Source organism: Labrenzia sp. CP4, assembly GCF_001579905.1.
GTDB lineage: Bacteria > Pseudomonadota > Alphaproteobacteria > Rhizobiales > Stappiaceae > Roseibium > Roseibium algicola.
In genome coordinates, this window is the sequence record NZ_CP011927.1 from 374,612 (window position 1) to 397,636 (window position 23,025).

The following is a 23,025-nucleotide window of genomic DNA, read 5'->3' on the forward strand; positions in this document are numbered from 1 at the left end:
GGGGAGATCTGCTTCGTAGGGTTCTGCGTGGCAATTTGATCCATCAATCACTCTGAAGGCGCCTGCCTGCCGTATCAAGGCGATGTGTGGGAACGCCTGTTGACCCGCAAATCCAGGCGGCCCAAGCTTGCGGTTGCCAACATTTCTCCCGGGCGAGGTACCTTTGTGACAGCCCCACACCGCCTTGCGTGCGACACGATTGTATTTGCTTCTACCCAGAGAACGGGCAGCACGGCGCTGGCAACGACGCTGAGTGCGTCGAAGGTGACCCGGCAAAGCTACGAGTGGTTCGGGCAGGGGCATTTCGACAAGAAGATCCGGCACTTCCTGCCGGAGTTTCACGATCTGCCCGCAACGGCAGAAGAGCTGAAGCGCTATGTGCGGGCGATCCGGGATTTTGACGCCGGTTCGGGTCTGCCGGTCTCGCTGATGCTGCACAATTATCAGTTCGACCTGTTGCGGGAACTCGGCGTGACCAGGCTGGAAGAGCTCTTCGGCGACTGCCTCTACGTCTACAATCACCGGGGCGACATCTACTATCAGGCCGTATCGCTTCACATTGCCATCCAGACCCAGCAATGGGTTTCCTCGCAGGAGTGCATCGCCGAGCCCAGCTACGATTTTGAAAGCATCGACAGGCTTGTGAACTGGATTTCTCAGGACTGCGAAAGCTGGCTGGCCTATTTCAGACAGAACGGCATCGTGCCGTTCCATGCCGCCTATGAGCGCTTCGCCCAGGATCCCCGCGCGGCAACACAGCTCCTGCTGGACTGGCTGGGCATGCCCGGCCAAGCTATCGAAACGACTTCACTGCAACGCCAGGCGAGCGGCCTGAACACGGATTTCTATCATCGATATCTTGCCGAATGCGGCACCCGCAGAGCTTCACGGGATCCTTGAGCGAACTTGCGTGGGCGTGGTTCCGGCAGTCGATTTGCCCATCGCACCGCCCCATTGGCAGGTTGGCTGGCGATGATTCAGTCAATAGCCACTTGCTTGAAGTGCGGTGTCCCTCAGGCGCTTGCGCTGTGTTTCGGACGGATGCTCCAGGAGATTCCGAGCACACTCAACAGCAGGAAGACCGGGAGGATCGCCAGCGGGCTTGCCGCCGCGACGAGGGCCGTCCCGGCCGCGCAGGCAATGGATGCGGCGGCCTCCGCAAGCGTGGAGGCCTTGGAAGCGACCTGACGGCGCCGGAAGGTTGTGCGCTTGGCCTGTGCCCGGAACCAGAGTTGAACAAGCACTGCGCTTGCTGCCGCGGTCATGGCGCCGGTGGCGGTGATGACAGCGCCCCAGAGAGATATGAGCGCCAGGCCCAGGGAGATCGGCAGCACGATTGCTGCGATAATCGTCAGCACCGACAGCACTTTCGCCCACAGGCGTGTGAACGCAGAGATGGGGGCTGTTGCAATCAGGTCGGGTGCGTCCTCACCGGAGATGGTCAGCCAGGCGAGGCCGCCGGCAAGCTGCCCAACCGCCATGACGACAACCGGGGCGACGATCACGGAAATCTCGGTTTTCTCGCCAAAGCTGACCCAGAGCATGACCGCCGGCGGGATGAGATAGAGAACCTGCATCAGCGTCTGGGATATCAGCCAGGGATCGCGGGCGATGAGCTTGAGTTCCTTCAAGACGAGCGCGCCGAGCGGCGAATAACTGCGAAAGGTCCGCTCGGAAACGCGGCCGCGCGGGGTCTTTTCCGTAACGCCAAGTGCGAGCACGACAATGCTGCGGAACTGGACCGCGCCGCGCCAGGCCCCGACCGCAAAAAACGCGACGGAAACCGCCAGGAACAGGAACACGGCATTGGTCTGTCCGGCCACAGTGTGGGCGAGGAACCACCACGGCGAGCCCTCCCCCGGCGCATGGCTTGCCAGGAAGGCAGGATCGAACAGCGTGAACCGCGACATCGACCCGAAGGACAGGATCGCCACCACCTGCATTCCGATGAGGAAGGCCGCGCCAACGACCGCTGCCAGAATTTGCGCGTAAAAGCGCGTGCGCTGCGCGCCAACCGTTCGGAACAGCGCGAGCGTGATCAAAACGCCTGCCCCGGTCGCGTTCAGCGACACCGCCAGTAGAACCACATATCCCGCCAGCCAGTGCTTCCCGCCAAGCACCACCGCAACATTGAGGAATGGTGAGATGACCAGTGCCGACATGGCCCAGCTCGTCAAGGCCATCATGACGATGCGCACGAGAAACAGGTCACGGGAGGGGGCAGGGGAAGACAGGATCAGGTCCAGGTCATCCCTTGCGTAGAATGCACGTGTTACCGACTCCATCGCCTGTGACAGCATCATGGTGAAGCTGAGCAGCACCGTGACCGAAAGCACTGCCTGTGCTGTCTGGTCGAGTACAAACCCGGTGGCAAAGCGGGGGGAAAGCACCGCGTAGGCAATCAGGTGCATGACCCCGTAGAAGATGCTCATGCCGATCAGGGCGCGCCGCAGGCTCGTGCTGCGCCAGCCTGAAAACATCCAGGCCCAGTCGCGCCATGCCAGCCGCAATTCATGGCGGGAGAAACGCAACAGGGCGGAAGAAGCCACCGTCGCTCTCATGCCACCTTCTCATCAAGGAGTTCGGCCGTATTCGCATGTGCGCCGGCATCGCCGCCCACGATTTCCAGGAAAATATCCTCCAGGGAATGGCCGCCGGCGCTTGCCCGTTGGCGCAGCTCTTCCAGCGTTCCTTCGGCAACAAGCTGTCCGCGGGCGATGATGCCGATCCGGTCAGCCATGCGCTCCGCCACCTCCAGGATATGGGTCGTCATGATGATCGACACGCCCTGCGCGACAAGCCCGGTCAACACCTTCTTCACCTGGCGGGCAGAGCCTGCATCAAGGCCGGTGAGCGGTTCGTCGAGGATGATCAGGCGCGGTTCGTGGATCAGGGCACCGGCAAGCGCCACCTTCTGGCGCATGCCTTTCGAGAACCCGCCGCAGCGCTCATTGGCATGGGGGGCAAGCCCGAAGGCGTCCAGAAGGCTGTCGGCCTTGAACCTTGCAAGGTCCGGCTGCATGCTCCAGAGGCCTGCCACGAACTCGAGATATTCAAGCGGCGTCAGCTTGTCGTAGACCATGGGTTCGTCCGGAACCCAGGCCAGAACCTGCTTGGCGGCAATCGGATCCGCAAACGCATCGATGCCGCAGACCCTGACCGCCCCCGCATCGGCCTGAAGCAGGCCGGCGACCATGCGCAGCGTGGTGGTTTTGCCGGCGCCATTGGGGCCCAGCAAGGCGTAGAATTCGCCTTCCCGCACCTTCAACGAGAGATCGTTGACTGCGGGTTCGCTGAAACGCTTGTGAAGATTGAGAATTTCGAGAGCGGCGTTACTGGAAGACGGCATCACTTTCTCGTCTCTGGAAGGTTTTCTCCAGTTTACCGATGGGACCTTTCGCTAATGTAAAATCCGGCCATTTGTCCTGGGCTGAGGTATCAGGGGCGAAAAAGAGAGTTGGAAGACCGGTTTGTCTAGTTCGGGATTGAACCCGTGATGAGCCTTTCGACTTCGGCCCGTTGGTCTGCCGTGTAGATGGCGCCCGGCGTTACCTTGTAGCCAGGGGTTAGGTTCAAGCGTGCGACAAACGCCTCGACTGCAACGTCCGCCACCTCCCGGGCGGGTTCCGCTCCGCTGGGGAGCCCGTCCGCGACGGGGGCGTCTGAGGAAAGGGTGGTTGCGGCCAGGGCATGCAGAACCTCGGGCGCGTCAATCAGGGGCAAGGCCTTCAGCATGAAGACGAGGCTGTCCGGCTCGGCCTCGGGGATTTGTTTCAAGAGGCTGGTTCGCGCTTCATCGTCCCCCAAGGCCGAAAGCGCCAGCCGGGCTGCCAGGGCTGCGGAGGCCGTGGGCTCCTGTGGTTGCGCCTTGACCAGGCGTGTGCCGGAAAGGTGAGCTTCAAGCGCGTCTTCCGCTCCGGGTGCCAGTGCCCCCAGCAGCAACACGCCGCCTTCCGCGTCCGGCGCTTCCAGTGCCGCTAATACTTCGGCCTGAAGCTGCTCGGCAATGGGGCCTGACGGTGGGCCATTGGCCAGCACGACTTTCAGCGCTGCGGCGCTGGCGCGCGCGCGCAGGTCCGGGTCGGTATCACCGATATAGGGCAAGACGGGCGCCAGGGCGTCTGCACCACCGACGGCTGCCAGCAGATCCACCAGGGCTGATTTTTCCCCGGTGGTCTTCGCTGTGGCGAGGCGCGCGGCCAGGGGGGCGACGGCGGCCGGGCCTGCCTCCACCACAGCCTCCGGCGAGCCTCCGGCCAGCGCGGTATCGATCTCTGCCTCAAGGTTCATGTCGTCTGCCATAGTGCTTCCTGCAAGCCAGGTGACCAGAAACGCCCCTGCGATGCATCCGGTCAGGTTGCGGTGTCGAACCATTATGTGCCCGACGGATTGATGATGTTGGCCTGGGCGCGCGAAATCAGCTGCCCCGTCCGCACCGCGCCACTGGCGATCAGGTGTGTTGCGGTTCCGCTGTGCGGGCCGATGCCGCGCAGGTGAATGGTCTCGTGTGCCAGGGTTTCGGCATGGGTCGAGCCGGTGATCGTATCTTGCATCAGGCAGTTCTTCTCGGCGGCCAGGGTTCCGGCCCTGGTGTTGTTGACCGCAGGCGTCGCATCCTGCTCATACTGCCACACAAAGAAGACATTGAAATCCGCGGCAGCATCGGCAAAGGCCGTGACATCGTCCCATTCATGTTCGGCGGCCGCAACGCCCGCCAGGTGGCTGGAAAACCGCACCGTAGCGCCTAGGTTCTGTGGAACCGTTATCGTGCGTGCGCTCTTTCTGTACATCCGCACGTTGGCCTGGGTGTCCAGCAACCGGTTGACGCCCCGTATCAGGGCGTTGAGGTCGCCCATGTTGCGGTTGGTCTTGTGGCCGGCGTTGTCCTTCACATAGTGAAACGCCGTGTTGATCTTGACCTCGGTCTTGACCGAGATTTCCAGAATGTCGCTGTTGGGAACAGGCCCCGCAAACCCGGCGTTCGGCACAAAGCGGACAAACCCCTTGCCGGCCTTGAGGCCCTTGAGCGTCAGATGGTGTTCGGCGCCGACACGGCGATAGGTGACCCTGGCAATGTCGTTGGGGGTCAATTCGGGAATAAGGGCACCTGCCCCCCGCACCACAATCGTGCGCTCCCACCCCCTCGGCACCATTTGCCATTTGGGCGTGGCCGTGGCGTCAAAGCCGAACATGGCGATACGAGGTGCGAAGGTAATTGGCATACGTCAGGTTCCAGATCGACTGTCGCGCCTTGAATGCCTTCAGCAGGCACATCTTTCTTTTGCTTTGAAACGCACAAGAAATGGCGCGTCACAGGGCTTTGTATGACAAGTAACTGCTCTGGATAGTGAGCCGATGTGTGCGGCAATGCAAGAATTAACGCAAGGGAAGATGAGGAAATTTTACGAGTTGGTTCCAGTAAAACGGTAAGCCGAGGGGCCTTTGCCGACTGGCAGATTTTGGGGGAGGGAGCGGACGGTCGGCTCTTGGAAAATCGATTACCTAAGCCGACATCCGTTAGGTCAATTTCTGCGGTAGCTTTCGGCCCTTACCGGTCATAGGATGCAGTCTTAACGAACGGCGGCATCGTGTCCCCTGTTTCGGACGTTCCTTCTCTCGAGATCAGTTCCAAAAACCGGACACTTGCACGTTCCGACAATTGCTGAGCGGATTGTCGCACTAGCTAAGATGGATTGCCTTGAAACACGGGATCTCAAAGCTGAACAAGTGCCCCGTGGCTCTGAATGACCTTAGCAGCCACACGCGACGCTGCAGCAATCATCTCCTGTTGCGGGATATCTCGATCAAGTTCTGCCAGATAACCTGCGTTGAAGCTGTCGCCGGCAGCCGTTGTATCGACGACGTTGGCAATCTGTGAGACAGGCACCGTGTCCCGGTTTCCCTGGTGAAAAAAGGCTACTGGATGAGGCCCGTTCTTGACGATGACACGATCCGCGCCGGCGGAGACATATCGCTCAATGGTCGCAGCTGGATCAATGTCCCCGAAATGAAGCGCTTCGTCTTCAAAGGAGGGAAGGACAATGTTGCTCATCTCAGCCCCACGCATGACGGTATTCTTCATTGTCTTCGTGTCAGTCCACAGACCCGGTCGCAGGTTCGGATCGAACGCAACAGTTTTCCCAAACTCGTGTGCCTCTCGGATGGTTTCCAGCAACGAATTCCGTGCGTAGGGCTCGAGGATCGCGAGCGTGATGCCGGAGAAATAGATAATATCCGCGGATGCAATCGCCTTGACCAATGTAGCTTTTTCATCGGCCAGACACTTGGCCGCGGAGCTGTTCCGCCAGTAGGAAAAACTCCGTTCCCCATTCAACAATTCAATGAGATAGAGACCGATTGTCCGGTCTGGCCGCCTTGATATCCAGGTTGTGTCGATGCCGATGGCATCCATCTCCTCGAGAAGCTTGTCGGAGATAGTGTCCATTCCAATCACGGTATAGTAGGCACCGCGAATGTCGGGACGCAGGGCGCGCAGATACCAGACCGTGTTGAACGTATCTCCCGCAAATCCCATGCGAAAGTGTCCCGGATCACCACTGGGAGCAAGTTCGGCCATGCATTCACCGATCGACAAGAAACGCATTCCGTCTTCCTTGATTTGAAACTCATTAAAACGTGCCGGAAACTTCCAGAGCAGTTCTGCTGGCAGCGTTTGTTTCGGATTTGATCAGAGAAAATCGTCACGTCTTGGCGTGAAGCAGTCGACCAGCCTGCCGGGCTCCAGGCAAACGCAGCCATGTGTCTGGCCTGAGGGAATGACAAAGCTGTCGCCAGCCGCGACTTCACGTTGTTCATCACCCAGGAAGAACCTGAACCGCCCGCTTTCGACGAAAGTCGACTGCACGTGCGGATGGCTGTGCAACGCGCCTTCAGCGCCTGCATGGTCAAAGCAGAACGCCACCATCATTAGGTCAGGATGATCCGCCAGAACCTGGCGGGTCACACCTTCTCCGGTTTTCACAATTTCAAACGCGGCCATGGTCCGCTCCCTTTCCGTTCGAATATCAACTGAAAAACAGGCCGCCATTGATATCGACATTGGCCCCGGTCACAAAAGCCGAGTCGTCGGTTGCCAGGAAGGCAACGAGGTTGGCGACATCCGCCGGTGTGCCCTGTCGCTTCAGGGGTGTTGCTGCTTCTACATTTTTGCGCACGTCCGGTTTGGTGAAGACATTGTGGAAGTCGGTGTCGATCATGCCCGGACACAGTGCATTCACCCTCACGTCGGGCCCTAGTTCCTTGGCGAGACCGCGGGTCAGGGTCATCACGGCGCCCTTGGAGGTCGCGTAGGCAACGGCGCCGCCGCCACCGCCGTCACGCCCTGCCTGACTGGCGATGTTGACGATCGCTCCGGACTTCAGGTGCGGAAGGCACGCCTTGATCATCAGGAACGTGCTGGTCAGATTGAGATCCATCACGGCACGCCAATGATCCAGCGACATGTCCGCTATGGTTTTGCGGGCAATCAGTCCGCCGGCGTTGTTCACAAGAACATCGAGCCCGCCAAATTCCTCGATGGTTTTGCCAACCAGCGCATCGACATTGGCCTCTGAGTTCAGGTCACCCTGCAGGGCAAATGCGTTGCCGCCAGCCGCCTTGATTTTGGCAATGGTGTCTTCCGCGCCAGTACTGCTGGAAAAGTAGTTGATGGCAACATTCGCTCCTTCCTCAGCAAGTTTCAGAGCGCAGGCCTGGCCGATGTCCCTGCCGCCACCTGTGACGATTGCGGTTTTTGCCTTAAGTTTCATGGTTTGGTCCTCAAACAGGTGTCAAATCGCCGGGTATCCGGCATCGTGTGGGGTGAAGTCAGGCTCGGCCGGTGGCGCAGCAGAGCCGAAAGCTTTTGGTTTCCAATTAGGCTGTCACTCGAACAGCGACGGCAGGAACATCGAGAATGCGGGCACGTAGGTGATCAGCATGAGGGCAACAAAGAGAGCCAGGTAGAATGGCCATATGGACTTCAGTGCTTCCTCGATCTTGATCTTGCCGACCGCACAGCCGACAAAAAGACAGGTTCCGACGGGTGGCGTACACAGTCCCAAACCAAGATTGACCAGCATCATGATGCCGAACTGAACCGGATCCATGCCAAGTTCTCTGGCGATTGGCAGGAAGATCGGCGTGCAGATGAGGATCAGTGCCGCCATGTCCATGATCATGCCGAGCATCAGCAGCATCAAATTGATCATCAGCAGGATGAAGATCTTGTCTTCGGAGATCCCCAGCAGGAAGTCGCTGAGCTTTGCCGGCACCTGATAAAGCGCAAGCAAATAGGCAAACGAACTGGCAAAGCCTATGAGGATCATAACCATCGCGGTCGTTCTCAACGCGGAGGTCACCGCCACTACAAAGCTGTCCCAATCTAGCGTCTTGTAGACAAATGCCGTGAGCAGCAACGCATAGATCGCGCCGAAGGCCCCTGATTCCGTTACGGTGAAAATACCCGACAGGACACCACCGACGATGATGACAGCAGTAATCAAGCCAGGGATCGCGGCAATCGCCGTCTGTCCAACAACGCGCCAGCCGGGGAACGGCTCGGACCCGTAATTGTGCTTCAAGGCAACGACATAGGCGGCAACGGCCAGACAGAGGCACATGAGAATACCGGGTATGACGCCGGCCAGGAAAAGTTTGGAAATCGAAATACCGCCACCCGCAGCAACCACGAAGATGATCATGTTATGGCTTGGCGGTATGACGATACCGGCAATAGAAGAGGTAACAGTGACATTGACGGCGTAGTCGGGCCTGTAGCCCTTGCCCTTCATCACTGGAATGAGCAGAGACCCGAGGGCGGAGATATCGGCAATCGCGGATCCGGAAATTCCGCCGAAAAGCATGCTGGAAAAGATGTTGACCGAGGCCAGGCCGCCGCGGACGTGACCAACGAGCGCCGAGGCCAGTTTCACCAGCCGCAAGGCAATCCCGCCATGCAGCATCAGTTCACCGGCAAAGACGAAAAAGGGGATCGCCAGCAGCGAGAAGGACGCGACCCCGGAAATGGAGCGCTGAAACGTCATCAGGAGGGGAAAGCCCTCGTACCAAAACGCTGCCGCTGCGGAGATTCCCATAGCGAAGGCGACTGGAACGCCCAGAACAACACTGATTCCAAATACGCCCAGCAGGATTGCGAGACCCATTTCAGATTACCTTTTCGTTTTCGTAGATCTCGCCGCGCATCAGGGAGCGTCCCCTCAAAAGGACCCGTGCTCCGGCAAACACAATCATCAACCCGCCGCACAAAACGGCTGACAGGGTTCTGAAACTTTCGGGAATGTTCAACATCGGCAGCCGCGTGGACCAGCCGAACTCGAAAAGCTCAACGCATGCCGCCAGCATGACTGCGCCGAAAATGGCAAGGCAAAGGTCAGTCAACAGAAGAAGAGCTTGACGGATGCGTGCTGGCAGTGCGTCCCGAAGGAATGTAACCCCAAGATGCGATTGTTCATGGATCCCGATCGCTGCTCCGAGAAACGTGATGTAGCAAATCAACAGGAGTGCGAGCTGTTCGACCCAGGTGGGTGTCTGATTGAGAACGTAGCGCCCGAACACCAGCCAACCAAAGGTCGCAACCAGCACGACCAAAGCGACAGACCCCACCAAAACACAAAGGCGTTTCAGGCGGTCCAGCCAGATTTCAAGCTGATCCCAGATATTCAGTGCGTTCGGCATTGAAGCGGCTCCAGAACCTGCAGGGCCTTGCCGGAGGAGCTGGCAAGGCCCTGCGGCAACAGTGTTACTGTGCGTTTCTGAACAGGTCGACCAGTTCGGTGAGGTCCGGGTTCTGTGCCAGGAAGGCATCATACACCGGAGCCATCGCGGCCTGGAACGCGGCCTTGTCCTCAACGGTATTCACAGCAACACCACCTTCTTCAACCTTGGCCATGCTCGCGGCCTCTCGTTTCTGCCAGAGCTCGCGTTGCAAAGCCGTGCTGTTGCGACCAGCTTCCCTGACGATTTCCTGCTGCTCGGGCGTCAGAGCGTCAAAGGTCTTTTTGCTCATGCACAGGCACTCGGGAATGATGAGATGCTCTGTCAGGGAATAGAACTTGGCAACTTCAAAGTGGTTGGTGGATTCATAGGAAGGCGGATTGTTTTCCGCGCCGTCCACGACGCCCGTCTTGATGGCCTGGTACACTTCGGCAAATGCCATTGGCGTTGCATTGCCGCCCATGGAGTCCACCATACCGACGAAGAGGTCATTGTTCATGACGCGAATTTTCATGCCCGTCAGGTCTTCCGGCTCCTGGATGGACTTGACCGAGGTGTAGAAGGAGCGGGCGCCGGCGTCATAGTAGCCAAGTGCGACAATTCCCTTTGCCTCAAGGCCCTTGCTCAGCGCGGCTCCGGCCTCACCGTCCATGAGTTCGTACATCTGCGGAACGCTCTTGAAGATAAACGGCAGTGAGACGACGTTGGCTTCCGGAACAACCTGGCCCATCGGCCCGAGGCTGAACACGCCGAAATCGATCACGCCGAGGCGGGTCTGCTCGATGGCATCCGGCTGGGACCCGAGCACGCCGCCATGAAACACCTTGCCGGTGATCTCGCCGTTGGTCTTTTCGCTGACCTCCTTCACGAAAGCTTCCATGCCGTGAGAGACGGGATAGTCCTCCACATGGATGTTCCAGCCGCGCAATTCCTTGGCCTCGGCGGTCATGACTGCCGCGGACGTTGCAATCGCGGCGACAAAAGCGGCGCTCAATTTCAAAGATTTCAGTAGGGTCATAAGTTCCTCCCTGTTTGACCAGGCAAGACGATACGCAATTTACAAATTTTTACAAGTTGAAAAATGTAACAAACAAATTTTTGAAGTTCGCAAGCTTATCCAATTGAAATATTTGAATATTTTTAATTCCTGGGCCTGGGGCCAATCCGTCGATCTTGCCAAAAAGAGCAAAATTCAATCGATTAATTTTGGGTCTTTAGGGCCTAGTCGAGGTTGTTGTCCGGCCTAAAATTGGGGTCAAAATCCGTTCCTGTGGCAGATCTTTGGACATGACGGCCGTAAATCCCGAAAAGCTCTTGACGCCTACAGCAGGTACACAAAAGAGAAAGCTGATACGCCGAGATCTCTATTAGGCCACAAATAATAATAATAACAAATAGATACTAGATACCCCTTTGGTGCCGCATACGCTAGCCAAAAGGTCTCGAGTTGCCAGAAATTTCGTTTTCCTCGTTATGCTGAGAGGTGTAACAAGGCAATTACAAATTATTGACAAATTGAGCGTCCGAGGGTAGTCCTTTCGTCTGATCTCCCCTCTGAACGAACAAGAGCTAGAGCCCGAAAAAATGTCAGATCTTTGCGAAAACACTTACAAAAAGCTGATGACTGTTAGCTCTGCAACGCTCACAACCGTGATGTTCAAACGGGGTTTGAAGAACATTTTTCTGCAAGGGGTGAACAGACTTCGGCCCGGGCCGAACATGGTCGGGACGGCTTACACTCTCAGATACATTCCCGCTCGAGAGGACCTGGATCATCTAGACTCCTTCGCAGACAGAAACAACGCGCAGCGCAAGGGTGTCGAAGAATGCCCAGCGGGGACAGTGTTCATGATCGACTCGCGAATGGATGCATCGGCGGCTTCAGCCGGCTGTATCCTCGCGACTCGGCTTCAGTCTCGAGGCTGCCGCGGCATAGTCACGGACGGCGGATTCCGGGATACGCCGGATATAGCTGAACTTGACATGCCTGCTTACCATGCCCGCCCGAGTGCACCGACCAACTTGACCAGGCATCACGCGGTTGCAGTCAACGATCCGATTGCCTGTGGCGGTGTTTCCGTCTTTCCCGGAGATGTCATTGTCGGTGACAATGAAGGCGTTGTATGCATTCCGCGTCATATGGCAAATGAAGTCGCAGACGAGGCCGTTGAGATGACTGTCTTCGAGGACTTCGTTCTAGATATGGTTAAACAGGGGGCATCGACGTTCGGACTTTATCCACCGACGGCCCCATCAACCAAAGACAGGTTCAAAACGTGGCGGCAGGAAAAAGGCAAATAGTCAGAGCGGCGGCGAGTGACGGTCACTTGCGTGACCGCTCCTTGTCAGACCGAGCCTATGAAAACATCCTTGCGAAGATCATGGATGGCGACATACCGGTCGGGGGCAAGTTGCCGACGGAACAAAATCTGTGCAATGAATTTGGAATGTCGCGGCCAGTGCTGCGCCAGGCCCTTAAACAACTGCGGGAAGACGATGTTATCGTGTCCCGGCAAGGATCCGGTTCATTCGTAAAGCGCCGGCCTGAAGGTGCTGTGCGCGATTTTGCGCCAGTCGGCTCAATTGCCGACATTCAGCGGACGTTCGAATTCCGGGCAGCAATTGAAGGTGAAGCAGCCTTCTTTGCTGCTCAACGCCGGACCGATGCAGACCTTGCTGAAATGCGCAACACCCTGGAGGAGCTTGACCGATGCATCAGGGATGGTGAGCTGGGGGTCGCCGCCGACGAAGCCTTTCACGTCGCCGTCTGCAATGCAGCGGACAACAAGTATTTCGCGGCCGCCCGGTCTTCCATGCAATCCAACATCCTGACCGGAATGAATCTCACGCGCAATCTGTCGCTCACCAAGCCACAGACACGAATGAAACTGGTGCAATCAGAGCATTACGATATTTTCGATGCGATCGAAGCGGCTGATCAGGAGGCGGCCCGTCAAGCGATGCGCAACCACGTTGAAAGCGCAAGAAAGCGAATTTTTGAGGGCTAAAAGAAGTGCTGAGGCCTAAGCTACGTCGTATTGAATTGTTGTACCCGCCGACACCTGCCGCTTCACCAGCTTCCCCAGTCCGGCCATTCGTTCACAGCGCAGCAAGTGTCAACTTTCCGCCCTCTATGAACCTTCGTGCGTAGCGCAACGAACGGTGGCTTTGCAGATCGGACCGAAAACCAGTGATAGTCCGCCTTGACGACGCAAAGCAGCCCTTCCCGCGTCCTATCGCCCCAGAAACCGGAACGGTTCTGCTTCCTGGAAGTGTGCGTTGGCCATGCCGGAGTAGATGTTGGTCTGGTTGGGGCCGAGGTCTAGTTTCATGACCTTGCCGGTTTTCGGCGAAAAGTCGGCCTGGCTGAAATCGATCCAGAAGATGTTCGGGGTCACCACGGATTCGAAGAAGTAGAGCTTGCGCTTCTGGTCGGCGACGGTGCGCCAGCGGGTGGAGGAAATGTTCGGCTGGTCGGGCGTGGTGATGCCGAGCGGCACGGAGACATTGCGGATGACGCCGAAGACGCTGGCAATCGTCTCGACCGGGCTTTCGGTTCTCGGGATGGCATCGACATAGAACGATGCGCGGGCAAAGCGGTCCGCCGCACGGTTGGTGCCCGGCAGCATTACCGTGCCGCCGATTTCCTTCCAGTACTGGTTCAGGGCCAACTGCTCTTCGAAGGTGGGCGAGTTGGTCATCACCTGGTAGGCGCGGCTGTGGTGGATCACCTGCTTGCCGTCGATATATTCCACGATGGCGCTGTCGCCGCTTGCATCCGACAGGGACAGGTGCAGGGTGGCGAGGCGTTCTTCGCCTGGAACATTGTCGCTGAAGAGCGTGAAGGGTTCGGCCTCCAGCGCGCGGACGGCCTCTTCAACGGTCGCGAAATTGTCGAGCACATATTGCGCCCAGGCGGCGATCGTCAGGCCGGGTTTGGAGCTGTCGTATTCTGGATACTCGGATTCCACCAGCCACAGCACATTGGCGACAAGCCCGGCTTCGTTCATGCCGTCAGTCGTTGAAATGTCGTAGCCGGAGGCAATGACACTGCCGTACTTCGAGGTCCATTCCAGGGAGTTTTCACCGGCCTCGCCATTGCGCTTCATGCCGCGCGGGAACAGCCAGAGGTTCGTGCCGACATCGGTCCTCCAGTCCATCGAGCGGGCGGTGATCACCTGCTCGCTGGCACCGAGATAGACCACCCGGGTGCAGGCATCCGCAAGGCGTGGCGCCAGCAGGCCAGACGAGGCGATGGCCAATGCGCAGGCTGCCGTTACCGTGGTCTTGCCGATCTTCATGCGCCGTCTCCTCGCGGTTTGCCGATGGGGTGCCGAGTCGCCCCCGGCACAACTGGTGATATAGGGACGGCCAGGTGTGACGCTGTCAAGACAGGCCGGCGATTGTGTGCCGGTTCGAGCGGCAAACGGAAATGGCCCGCAGTGTTGCCACTGCGGGCCCCGGACACGGAGCATGGGCGAGTTGGGTGAAACCCGTCCGGTCAAAGCGTCCGAAACAGGTTGACCGTGAAAAAGGCAAGCCCGGCGGTGACCGCGATCGCACCAACTGCGATGACGGGTTCCATCGCCGTATCGCCAAGCGCATAGGCGGCCAGCGCCGCCATCATCACCGGCAGTCCAAGCGCATGAAGCCAGAAGTGCAGGCGGGCAAACCTGTTGTCCGCCATGGCCGGGATCACCGTGTAGAGGAGCCCGGTCAGGGCCAGGGTTGCCCAGCCAAGAAGGTTGGTGTGCACATGAACCGGCGAGAGCGCGTGGTCATGGCTTGCCGCCATGACGATGCCGAGCACCAGTCCGATCAGCATCCAGAGAGCGGCAAGCCGGAACAGCCAGGCGGCCAGGGTTGGGATGCTGGTGGTCAAGTCTTTCGTCCTTTCAAGGAAAGCTGTGCCTTTGGGCACAAGCGGGGTGAAGAAACCGGTGCGGACCGGGGGTAGAACGTGAGGGAGGAAGAAAGCCCGGGCAGGGCTTTCCTGAGGTGTCGAGGCTGGGGAGGTGCCGTCAGACCTCCCAGGCGAGGCGCAATCGCTCGCGGATATCGCCGAGCCTTTCTGCCGGCTCGTTGGCGAAGACGAAACGCAGGTAGCGTCCGGCGATGTCCTCGCTGCCCCAGCCGGTCATCGGTGTTGCCGCGATCCGCCCCTTTTCGAACAGCAACCGGGAGGCTTCCACCGGGGAGTAGCCGAGCTCGGTGGTGTCGATCAACAGAGACCAGCCGCCATCCGGGCGCACGACGGGCAGGTCCGAAAGTGCCTGCAGGATGATGTCCCGGCGGGCTTTCCAGGTTGCCGTTGCAGCGGCGATACCGTCGTCTTTCGCGGTGATGGCGGCCGCGGCACCCGGCATTGCGATGCCGACCTGGCAGACGACGTTGGTGAGGCTGACAAGGCCGATGTCCGCCATGATCGGGGCGGGGCCGACCGTCCAGCCGACCCGCCAGCCGATCATCCGGTATTCCTTGGAAACGCAGCCCACCGTTATCGTGCGCTCCGCCATGCCATCCAGGCTGGCCGGGTGGATCACTGGCTTGCCGGTGTAGAGAATCCGCTCCATGGCGGCGTCGTGCAGCAGGAAGGCGCCGGTGCGCATCACGACTTCCGCAATGGCGTTCCATTCTTCCGCCGTGTGGACGATGCCAGTCGGCATGGACGGGCTCATGGTCAAAACGGCCCGGGTTCTGGCGCTGGCTGCGCGGCGCAGTTCTTCCAGATCAAGACGCCAGCCGCCGTCGACCACCCTTAGCGGAACCAGCTTCGGAACGCCGCCGGCTAGACGGATGCGGTTGAGTAGTCCCGCATAGGCGGGATCGGTGATGATGACCTCGTCGCCCGGCTCCAGAATTGCCAGCAGGGCATTGAGGATGCCGGACAGGCCGCCCGCCGAAATGACGCATTGGGTATTCCAGTCGTAGGGCTGGCCGGTGGTAGCCGATATCCGGCTGGTTGCGGCCCTGCGGATGTCATTCGTGCCCAGGAACGGCAGATAGCTGTTGGCGTCATCCCGGCCGATGGCAGCCAGCGTTGCTTCCAGCGCCTCCTCCGGCGGGCGAAGGTCCGTATCCAGGTTCTCCAGCCGAAGCATGTCGGAATTTCCGGCGTCATCGGCGGCCTGTCCCATCTTGTCCACGCCAATTCCCGGAATATCCTTCAATCGCGAGACGGTCATCTGCAATATCCTTTTTGTATCCAAATTTAAAAACTGGATACATATTTGCCGGATTGCAGTCAAGTCGCTGATTGTCTACGAAAGCGGAAGGACCCAGCCGGACGGACAGATGACAGAGCGGACAAGCGCAAAAAGAACCGGAGATCAGGCCATTCGGGTGGCCGATGCCCTGCGGGAAAAGATCGTCTCGGGCGAGCTGAAACCGGGCGAGGCGCTGCGCCAGGAACGGCTGGCGGTGTTGTTCGAGACCAGCCGGATGCCTGTTCGCGATGCGCTGCGCCTGCTGGAAGCCGAAGGGCTGGTGCAGATGCCGCCGAACAAGGGCGCCATCGTTGCCCCGCTTGATCCGGAGGAATTCAGGGAAGTTTATGAAATGCGGGCGGCGCTGGAGACACTGGCCTTGCGCCTTGCCATTCCGGAGCTGACGAACAGCCAGATCGACCGGGCCGCAGCCATTCAGGACAGGGCCGAGGCGTCGGACCTGGAAAACTTCGGAGCCTTGAACAAGGCGTTTCATTTCGCGCTGTATGAGCCCTGCGCAAGGCCGCGGCTGCTGGCACAGATTGCCGCGCTCAATGAAACCGGCGACCGGTACTTGCGGCTTGCGGCGGCGCAGCTCGACTACACCCGGCGCTCTCATCAGGAACACCGGGACCTGCTTGAAGCCTGCCGCCGCCGGGATGGAACGGAAGCCTGCGAAATCCTGAGGCGTCATATCGAGGCTGCCGGAGAGGCGCTGGTCGAACGCTTGTCTGCAAGACTGCCCGCGCCGTGAAGGTGATCAGATGCGGCAGGTGTCGTCTGTCTCCCGCTGGCGAGGAAACGAATGTCTCGAAAAATCTACTGGATTGAAGCGGCAGCTGAGGCCGATGCGGAAAGGCTTGCCGGTATTCGCGTCGAGGCAATGCAGCCGAGCCTCGAAGCCGTCGGGCGGTTTGACCCCCTTCGCGCGCGGGAGCGTTTCCTGGGCAGCTTTGTTGCCACGGACACAAGGATCATCCTGGTGGAAGAAGGCATCGCCGGCTTTTTTGTCGTGCGCAGGCACGCCGACCATTTCTACCTCGATCATCTCTATTTCAGCCCGGCCTTTCAGGGGCTTGGGCTTGGCCGAGATGTCGTCGACGGCCTGAAGGCTGAGGCAGAAGCGGCGGGACTGCCGATCCGGCTGATGGCCCTCAACGGTAGTCCCGCCAATGATTTTTATCTCGCCTGCGGGTTCCGGTTCGTCTCGCAGGACGCATTGGACACCGTCTACGCCTGGATGCCCGGCGCTTGATCCCCGGTGCTTGATCCCCGTCGGCCTGGCATCCGGATGTTGATGACAATCGGTTGGAGCCGCCGAAACGCTATTTTTTCAGGTCCACGACAACCGCTTCAAGCTCTCCCTGAAAATCGAATGGCGCCTGATAGTCGGTCGTGACCGCCGTTCCGGTGTCTGTTCCCACATCCTGGTTTTCCGACAGCGAGTATTTGAACGGAGTGGTCTGTGCGATTTGACCGGAGCCGACAGGGCTGCCGTCGACGGAAAGGGTCAAGGTGCCGCTCTTGCCCATTTCCTCGCCGCCCTCATAGGTGAAGTCCATCTTCAGCTCGCGCTCGCCAGCCGGAACCGTGCCATCGCTTTCAACGGAATAGACGGCAACATCGATATAGTTGTGGGCCGCCTTCAGCTTGCCGTCCTTGAGATAAAACGCCCAGCCTCCGGTGTTCCCACCCTGGGTGAAGATCATGCCGTTGGCGTTGTCCTCGATGTTGACGCGGGCGGTTACGGAGAAGGATTTGTTCTTCAGGTCTGGCGCCGAGGATTCCGGCAGTCCTGCGAGAACGCCCGCATAGGTGAAGCTCGTGCGATCGCCGGCAAGGTTTGGCTTGCCGGTTTCCTCCGCGCTGAAGCGTTCAGCCCCGCGCCAGTCCAGCGGCAGAGCCTTGTTGGCGGAAGCTTCCGCCCACCAGAGGGCTTTCAGCTCTTCAAGCTTGTCCGGGTTGTCCGCAGCAATGTCCCGTGCCTGGCTGAAATCTTCTTCGAGATCATAAAGCTCCCATTTGGCCTTGAAGGGATCGAACGCGCCGCGCACGGGATCCCAGGGTTCAAACGCCAGGGAAGCGGCCCACCAGCCATCCTTATAGATGCCCCGGTTCACGAACATCTCGAAATACTGGCTGGTTCGGACTTCTTCGGCCCCGGCATCGTCCAGCGTGCTCAGGAAGCTCTTGCCCTGGATGGGTGTCTGAGTTGTTCCGTTGACGCTGCGCGGCTCGGGAATGCTGGCCGCTTCAAGGATGGTCGGGGCAATGTCGATGACATGCAGGAACTGCGTCCGCGTTTCGCCTTGTCCGGAGAAGCGGGCAGGCCATTTCACGATCATCGGGTTGCGTACGCCGCCCAGGTGGCTTGCTACCTGTTTCGTCCACTGGAAGGGCGCATCCACCGCCCAGGCCCAGCCGGCCGGGAAGTGGTTGAAATGAAGTTCCGTTCCGATCTCGTCCATCCGGCTCAGCATGTCGTCGGTGGTCATCAGATAGGCGTTGAAGAAGGCATTTTCGTTCAAGGTGCCGTCAAAGCCGCCTTCCGCGGACGCCCCGTTATCGCCGACGATGTAGATGATCATCGTGTTTTCGGCATCCGGCAATGTGGCCACATAGTCGAGCACGCGTCCGACTTCCTGGTCGACCTGCTGGCCGTAGGCGGCAAAGACCTCCATCATCCGCGTATAGAGCTTCTTCTGGTCGTCGTTCAGGCTGTCCCAGGCGGGCAGGCTGCCCGGGCGGGAGGTCAGCTCGGTGTTTTCGGGAATGATCCCCATGTCTTTCTGGCGCTGGAAGGTCTGCTCGCGATAGGCGTCCCAGCCCATGTCGAACTTGCCCTTGAAGGTGTCGATCAGCTCCTTGGGAGCCTGGTGCGGGGCATGGGTTGCAGCCGGTGCCAGATAGGCGAACCAGGGTTTGCCTGGCTGAATGGCTTCCAGCGTCTTCAGCCAGTTGATCGTCTGGTCGGCGAGATCGGTGCTGAGGTAATAGTCGTCCCCTTCCGGCGTTCCGATCGGCGTCTGGTTCTCGAAAAGATAAGGACGGACCTGATTGGTGTCGCCAGCCATGAACCCGTAGAAATAGTCGAAGCCAAGGCCGTTCGGCCAACGGTCGAACGGGCCTGCCGCGCTTGTCTCGTAGATCGGCGTGTTGTGGTTCTTGCCGATCCAGGCTGTCGCATAGCCGTTCTGGCGCAGGATCTCGGCAACCGAGGCGGTGTCTTTCGGAATGATGCCGGTATAGCCATCATAGCCTGTGGCAAGCTCGGTGATGACACCGGTACCGGCAACGTTGTGGTTGCTCCCGGTCAAAAGTGCTGCCCGGGTGGGGGAGCAGAGCGCCGTTGTATGAAAGCGGGTGAAGGTCAGGCCTTCCTCGGCAAGCTTGTCCATCGCCGGTGACGGCACACCGCCGCCGGTGACAGTGAACTGCCCGAAACCGACATCATCCAGCAGGATCAGGAGCACGTTGGGAGCGCCTTCGGGAGCTGATACGGCTGCAGGAAACTCGGCCGGTGCTGCGTTCAGATAGGTCGTGCCCACATCACCGCGAAACTTCTGCTCCGCATAGGGAAGGGTAACCTGTCCATCCTCTGCTCCAGTGGGGCCGTCGGCTGCCAAGGCGTTGCCGATTGCAAGACAACCTGCGGCCATCGCGGGAAGCATCAATAAAGTTGAAAAAATGCCGGGTTTCTTCATCAGACCACTCCATGGGTTCAAGGCCGGTCAATGCAGTGAAATGGCGGGGTGCGGACCGCTGCGTAGAGGTTTCGCGACAACGAGCGACCGCAAGGCAATAAGGAACGAAACGGAATGCAATTCCACTCTAGGAAGTATATCTGAAAACCGCACGCCTTTCAGGTGGATTTGGTAAATGCGGGCGACCCGGGCCGAGAGGCCGGCCGAATGGGCCGGGGATATTGCCCGGTCCGGTGTTGTGATGTCAGCTCGTCGCCGGGCTGCGCAGCTTGTCCGCCACGAACTCTCCGAATGCCTGCGTTGCAGCCGAGGGATTTGGCGACGCATAGGCCAGCGTGACGCCGATGCCGGGAAGTGGCGGCAGGCCGGCCTCCAAGATGTGGAGATCGTGCGGCACTGCGGAGCGGGTCACCACACTGATGGCCTGGCCGGACCGGGCAATCGCCAACAGGCCCGCGAGGCCATTGCTGGCAAAGGCGATGCGATAGGGCTTGCCTGCCTGATCCATGGCGGTGCGGGCGGCGCGATGGTCCAATGTGTCCGGCGCCGAAAGCGCAAGCGGCACAACATCCTTTTGCAGGACCTCCGGATCGGGACGATTGGCCACCCAGACAAAGCTTTCCGGCCTCAGGATGCGGGCAGACGCGTCTTCGCCGGGAACGGAAATCAGGGCAAGATCGACCCGCCTGCGCTGCAGCTGAAGGTGCAATTCCGTTGTCGGAGCACAGACCACCTCGATCTCGACATCGCCATGCCGCGCGCCAAACCCTTTCAGAAGATCGGGAAAGAAGGCGGTCAGATAGTCTTCCGGGCAGCCGAAACTGATGAGGCCATGCAGGCCTGCCCCCGGCAGGGTGGCAAGTGCTTCGTCGTGGACGGCAAGAATGCGTTCCGCCTGGACCAGAAACCTGTCACCTGCTGCCGTCAGTTCCACACCCCCGCGTGTGCGGCGCAGGATCTGCTGACCGACAATCGCCTCCAGCCGGTTCATCTGCATGCTGACGGCGGATTGTGTCCGCCCCACCTGCCGCGCTGCGGTGCTGATCGAGCCGCTGCGGGCGACTTCCATGAAACTGCGCAGCAAGGCGATTTCCAGAACAGGCATATGATATCAATCCAATTGAATATCATAATCTAAATTATGAATTTTATTGAATGCAAGGCTTCTCCTAAACTTGCTGCAGTCAATTCAGCCGGCCGGATCAGGAGACGCATCATGGCATTGGAAAGCGCCAGCAACAGCACGGATACCGGGTTCTGGTCCGACGTGTCGGATCACGTCCTGCGGTATGGCCCTGTGTTCGAACAACGTGTCATCGAACGTGCCGAAGGCAGTTATGTCTATGACAGCTCAGGCGCACCAATCCTCGATTTCACGTCCGGTCAGATGAGTTCCATCCTGGGGCATTCCCATCCGGATATCGTGCGCACCGTGCGTGAGCAGATCGGCCAGCTCGACCACCTGTTCAGCGGCATGCTGTCCCGCCCGGTCGTCGACCTGTCGAAGCGCCTCGGATCTCTTGTGCCCGGTTTGGAAAAGGTGCTGCTCCTGTCCACCGGGGCGGAATCCAACGAGGCCGCCATCCGTCTGGCAAAGCTGGTTACCGGCAAGCACGAGATCGTGGCCTTTACCAAGAGCTGGCACGGCATGACCGGGGCAGCCGCTTCCGCCACCTACAGTCACAACCGGCGGGGCTACGGGCCGGTCAATCCGGGGTCGTTCGCAATCCCCGCCCCCAATGCCTACCGGCCGCGGTTTACCGATGCGAACGGTAATCTGGACTGGAAGACCGAGCTGGACGATGCCTTCGCGCTGGTCGACAGCCAGTCCACCGGCAATCTTGCAGCGTTCATTGCAGAGCCGATCCTGTCGTCAGGCGGCATCATCGAATTGCCGGAGGGCTATCTCGCTGCACTGCGCCAGAAGTGCGACGAGCGCGGGATGCTGCTGATCCTGGACGAGGCCCAGACCGGTATCGGCCGGACGGGGCACATGTTCGCCTTCCAGCGCGACGGGGTGACACCGGACATCCTGACCTTGTCCAAGACCCTGGGTGCCGGATTGCCGCTCTCCGCCGTGCTGACGAGCCGTGCCATCGAGGAAGAAGCGCACCGGAAAGGGTTCGTGTTCCTGACCACCCACGTGTCCGATCCTCTGCCCGCTGCTGTCGGACTGGCGGTGATGGATGTGGTGGAACGGGATGGACTGATCGGCCGTGCTGTTTCGGCGGGCCAGCGGCTGCAAGCCGGGCTGGAAGGCTTGAAGCAGCGTTTTGAGAGTGTTGGCGATGTGCGCGGCCGTGGGCTGCTGCTCGGGCTGGAGATCGTGACCGACCGGGCCAGCCGCCAGCCGGATCTCGCAATGGCAGACCGGATCGGCGCCGAGGCAATGGCACGCGGGCTCAGCATGAACATCGTCAAACTGCCGGCCATGGGCGCGGTCTTCCGCATCGCCCCGCCATTGACGATCTCGGATGACGAGATCGATCAGGGGCTGGACATCATGGCGTCGGCGATTGAAGCGGCTCGGGCCTGAGATTGCCGCTTAGGGCATGAGGTGATGCAGGGGAGCGTCAGCGCTCCTCTGCGGTCTGTCTCCTGCCGGTGAAATCGCTACGCGGGATCCGCTCAATAAAGCGTTTTCCGGTAGGTCTCCTCCAGCGCAGCATCCAGCTTCTGCATTTCCGCGTCATCCGGCGCGCCGGTCGTCTGGTCCAGAATGATCTTGGAAAGTGACGGCATTTCGCTGCGGTCCTGCCGGTGTTCGGGGTCCCAGAGGTGTGAGCGCCGGAACGCCTTGGCGCAGTGCAGGAAGACTTCGCTCACCTTCACGACAATGGCGAGCCTGGGCGCACGGTCCTTCACGCTCATGGTTTGAAGAAGATCCGGATCGGTTACAAGCGTTGCCCTGCCGTTGACGCGCAAAGTCTCGTCAAACCCGGGAACCAGGAACAGAAGCCCGACATTCGGGTTGGCGACAATATTGGCCAGACTGTCGAGGCGGTTGTTTCCCGGACGGTCCGGAATGGCAAGCGTTTGCGGGTCGAGAACCTTGACGAAGCCGACCGGATCTCCACGCGGACTGACATCCGCCTTGCCGTCCGTGTTCTGCGTGCCGAGGCACAGAAACGGCGAGCGAGCGATGAAGTCCCGAGCATACTTGTCCAGCGCGCTCAGGCACTTTTTTGCAGCCAGCGGCGATAGCTCGGAATAGTGGCTCCGGAGCGTTTCCTCATCCGAAATGACGAACTCCGGTTTGATCTTGTAGGTTTCCATCACGCTATCCCTCGACCTTGTTCCCTGTGTGACCCAGCACTGCCGGTCTTGGCCCGGCAGCTGATCCTGCGTTCGACTTTCCGAACACTGGGCCAATCTGCGTG

The 23,025-nt window shown here is 59.5% G+C and carries 22 protein-coding genes; 6 read left to right on the forward strand and 16 right to left on the reverse strand.

Annotation, left to right across the window (positions count from 1 at the left end; genetic code table 11):
• Nucleotides 1–165: 165 nt before the first annotated feature.
• Nucleotides 166–900 carry a Stf0 family sulfotransferase gene (locus tag ACP90_RS01820; RefSeq protein WP_158514153.1) on the forward strand — a complete coding sequence of 245 codons (735 nt, stop codon included), beginning with the start codon at nucleotides 166–168 and terminating at the stop codon, nucleotides 898–900.
• A 113-nt stretch (nucleotides 901–1,013) separates the two neighbouring features.
• On the opposite strand, the gene ACP90_RS01825 is transcribed toward ACP90_RS01820, so the two are convergent.
• The 10 genes from ACP90_RS01825 to ACP90_RS01870 all read right to left on the reverse strand — a co-directional run bounded on the left by ACP90_RS01825 (nucleotide 1,014) and on the right by ACP90_RS01870 (nucleotide 10,753).
• Nucleotides 1,014–2,561, reverse strand: a complete 1,548-nt coding sequence (locus tag ACP90_RS01825) for a hypothetical protein (protein WP_062486328.1) — start codon at nucleotides 2,559–2,561, stop codon at nucleotides 1,014–1,016.
• Complete coding sequence (locus ACP90_RS01830; protein WP_023002660.1) at nucleotides 2,558–3,349, reverse strand: ABC transporter ATP-binding protein; 792 nt, start codon at nucleotides 3,347–3,349, stop codon at nucleotides 2,558–2,560. Before ACP90_RS01830 ends, ACP90_RS01825 begins: the two co-directional genes overlap by 4 nt.
• A gap of 125 nt (nucleotides 3,350–3,474) precedes the next feature.
• A complete protein-coding gene (locus ACP90_RS01835; RefSeq protein ID WP_062486332.1) occupies nucleotides 3,475–4,302 on the reverse strand; it encodes a hypothetical protein in 828 nt (275 codons plus the stop codon).
• Between the two features lie 71 nt (nucleotides 4,303–4,373).
• Nucleotides 4,374–5,222 (reverse strand): hypothetical protein, encoded by an 849-nt coding sequence (locus ACP90_RS01840; protein ID WP_145915704.1) that lies wholly within the window; start codon nucleotides 5,220–5,222, stop codon nucleotides 4,374–4,376.
• Between the two features lie 491 nt (nucleotides 5,223–5,713).
• Complete coding sequence (locus ACP90_RS01845) at nucleotides 5,714–6,604, reverse strand: sugar kinase (RefSeq protein ID WP_062486338.1); 891 nt, start codon at nucleotides 6,602–6,604, stop codon at nucleotides 5,714–5,716.
• An 84-nt stretch (nucleotides 6,605–6,688) separates the two neighbouring features.
• On the reverse strand, nucleotides 6,689–7,000 hold the full coding sequence (locus ACP90_RS01850; RefSeq protein ID WP_062486341.1) for a cupin domain-containing protein: 312 nt from the start codon (nucleotides 6,998–7,000) through the stop codon (nucleotides 6,689–6,691).
• Nucleotides 7,001–7,025: 25 nt separating this feature from the next.
• Nucleotides 7,026–7,769: a glucose 1-dehydrogenase gene (locus tag ACP90_RS01855; RefSeq protein WP_062486344.1), complete on the reverse strand. Its 744-nt coding sequence runs from the start codon at nucleotides 7,767–7,769 to the stop codon at nucleotides 7,026–7,028.
• 114 nt (nucleotides 7,770–7,883) lie between these two features.
• Nucleotides 7,884–9,164 (reverse strand): TRAP transporter large permease, encoded by a 1,281-nt coding sequence (locus ACP90_RS01860; RefSeq protein WP_062486347.1) that lies wholly within the window; start codon nucleotides 9,162–9,164, stop codon nucleotides 7,884–7,886.
• Nucleotide 9,165: 1 nt separating this feature from the next.
• Entirely contained in the window at nucleotides 9,166–9,696 is a 531-nt protein-coding gene (locus ACP90_RS01865) for a TRAP transporter small permease (protein ID WP_062486350.1), read from the reverse strand.
• 64 nt (nucleotides 9,697–9,760) lie between these two features.
• A complete protein-coding gene (locus ACP90_RS01870; RefSeq protein ID WP_062486351.1) occupies nucleotides 9,761–10,753 on the reverse strand; it encodes a TRAP transporter substrate-binding protein in 993 nt (330 codons plus the stop codon).
• A gap of 566 nt (nucleotides 10,754–11,319) precedes the next feature.
• On the opposite strand from ACP90_RS01870, the gene ACP90_RS01875 reads away from it, so the two are divergent.
• Nucleotides 11,320–12,036, forward strand: coding sequence for a ribonuclease activity regulator RraA (locus tag ACP90_RS01875; protein WP_062486354.1), 717 nt, complete (start codon nucleotides 11,320–11,322; stop codon nucleotides 12,034–12,036).
• Nucleotides 12,012–12,743 carry a FadR/GntR family transcriptional regulator gene (locus ACP90_RS01880; RefSeq protein WP_082809638.1) on the forward strand — a complete coding sequence of 244 codons (732 nt, stop codon included), beginning with the start codon at nucleotides 12,012–12,014 and terminating at the stop codon, nucleotides 12,741–12,743. Before ACP90_RS01875 ends, ACP90_RS01880 begins: the two co-directional genes overlap by 25 nt.
• A 225-nt stretch (nucleotides 12,744–12,968) precedes the next feature.
• Here ACP90_RS01880 and ACP90_RS01885 read toward each other — a convergent pair whose 3' ends face one another.
• The 3 genes from ACP90_RS01885 to ACP90_RS01895 form a co-directional block, all read right to left on the reverse strand.
• Complete coding sequence (locus ACP90_RS01885) at nucleotides 12,969–14,036, reverse strand: linear amide C-N hydrolase (protein WP_062486358.1); 1,068 nt, start codon at nucleotides 14,034–14,036, stop codon at nucleotides 12,969–12,971.
• 200 nt (nucleotides 14,037–14,236) lie between these two features.
• Nucleotides 14,237–14,617 carry a cbb3-type cytochrome c oxidase subunit I gene (locus tag ACP90_RS01890; RefSeq protein WP_145915705.1) on the reverse strand — a complete coding sequence of 127 codons (381 nt, stop codon included), beginning with the start codon at nucleotides 14,615–14,617 and terminating at the stop codon, nucleotides 14,237–14,239.
• A gap of 139 nt (nucleotides 14,618–14,756) precedes the next feature.
• Nucleotides 14,757–15,920: a pyridoxal phosphate-dependent aminotransferase gene (locus ACP90_RS01895; RefSeq protein ID WP_062486365.1), complete on the reverse strand. Its 1,164-nt coding sequence runs from the start codon at nucleotides 15,918–15,920 to the stop codon at nucleotides 14,757–14,759.
• A 109-nt stretch (nucleotides 15,921–16,029) separates the two neighbouring features.
• On the opposite strand from ACP90_RS01895, the gene ACP90_RS01900 reads away from it, so the two are divergent.
• Nucleotides 16,030–16,695: a GntR family transcriptional regulator gene (locus ACP90_RS01900; protein WP_062486368.1), complete on the forward strand. Its 666-nt coding sequence runs from the start codon at nucleotides 16,030–16,032 to the stop codon at nucleotides 16,693–16,695.
• Between the two features lie 51 nt (nucleotides 16,696–16,746).
• Nucleotides 16,747–17,196: a GNAT family N-acetyltransferase gene (locus ACP90_RS01905; protein ID WP_062486371.1), complete on the forward strand. Its 450-nt coding sequence runs from the start codon at nucleotides 16,747–16,749 to the stop codon at nucleotides 17,194–17,196.
• A 70-nt stretch (nucleotides 17,197–17,266) separates the two neighbouring features.
• Here the strand turns inward: ACP90_RS01905 and ACP90_RS01910 are convergent, their stop codons facing one another.
• Nucleotides 17,267–19,645, reverse strand: coding sequence for an arylsulfatase (locus ACP90_RS01910; RefSeq protein WP_062486374.1), 2,379 nt, complete (start codon nucleotides 19,643–19,645; stop codon nucleotides 17,267–17,269).
• 244 nt (nucleotides 19,646–19,889) lie between these two features.
• Nucleotides 19,890–20,750, reverse strand: coding sequence for a LysR family transcriptional regulator (locus ACP90_RS01915; protein WP_062486377.1), 861 nt, complete (start codon nucleotides 20,748–20,750; stop codon nucleotides 19,890–19,892).
• A 111-nt stretch (nucleotides 20,751–20,861) separates the two neighbouring features.
• On the opposite strand from ACP90_RS01915, the gene ACP90_RS01920 reads away from it, so the two are divergent.
• Complete coding sequence (locus ACP90_RS01920; RefSeq protein ID WP_062486380.1) at nucleotides 20,862–22,181, forward strand: aspartate aminotransferase family protein; 1,320 nt, start codon at nucleotides 20,862–20,864, stop codon at nucleotides 22,179–22,181.
• Between the two features lie 92 nt (nucleotides 22,182–22,273).
• Here the strand turns inward: ACP90_RS01920 and ACP90_RS01925 are convergent, their stop codons facing one another.
• Nucleotides 22,274–22,921, reverse strand: coding sequence for a pyridoxamine 5'-phosphate oxidase family protein (locus tag ACP90_RS01925; RefSeq protein ID WP_062486382.1), 648 nt, complete (start codon nucleotides 22,919–22,921; stop codon nucleotides 22,274–22,276).
• Nucleotides 22,922–23,025: the final 104 nt, after the last annotated feature.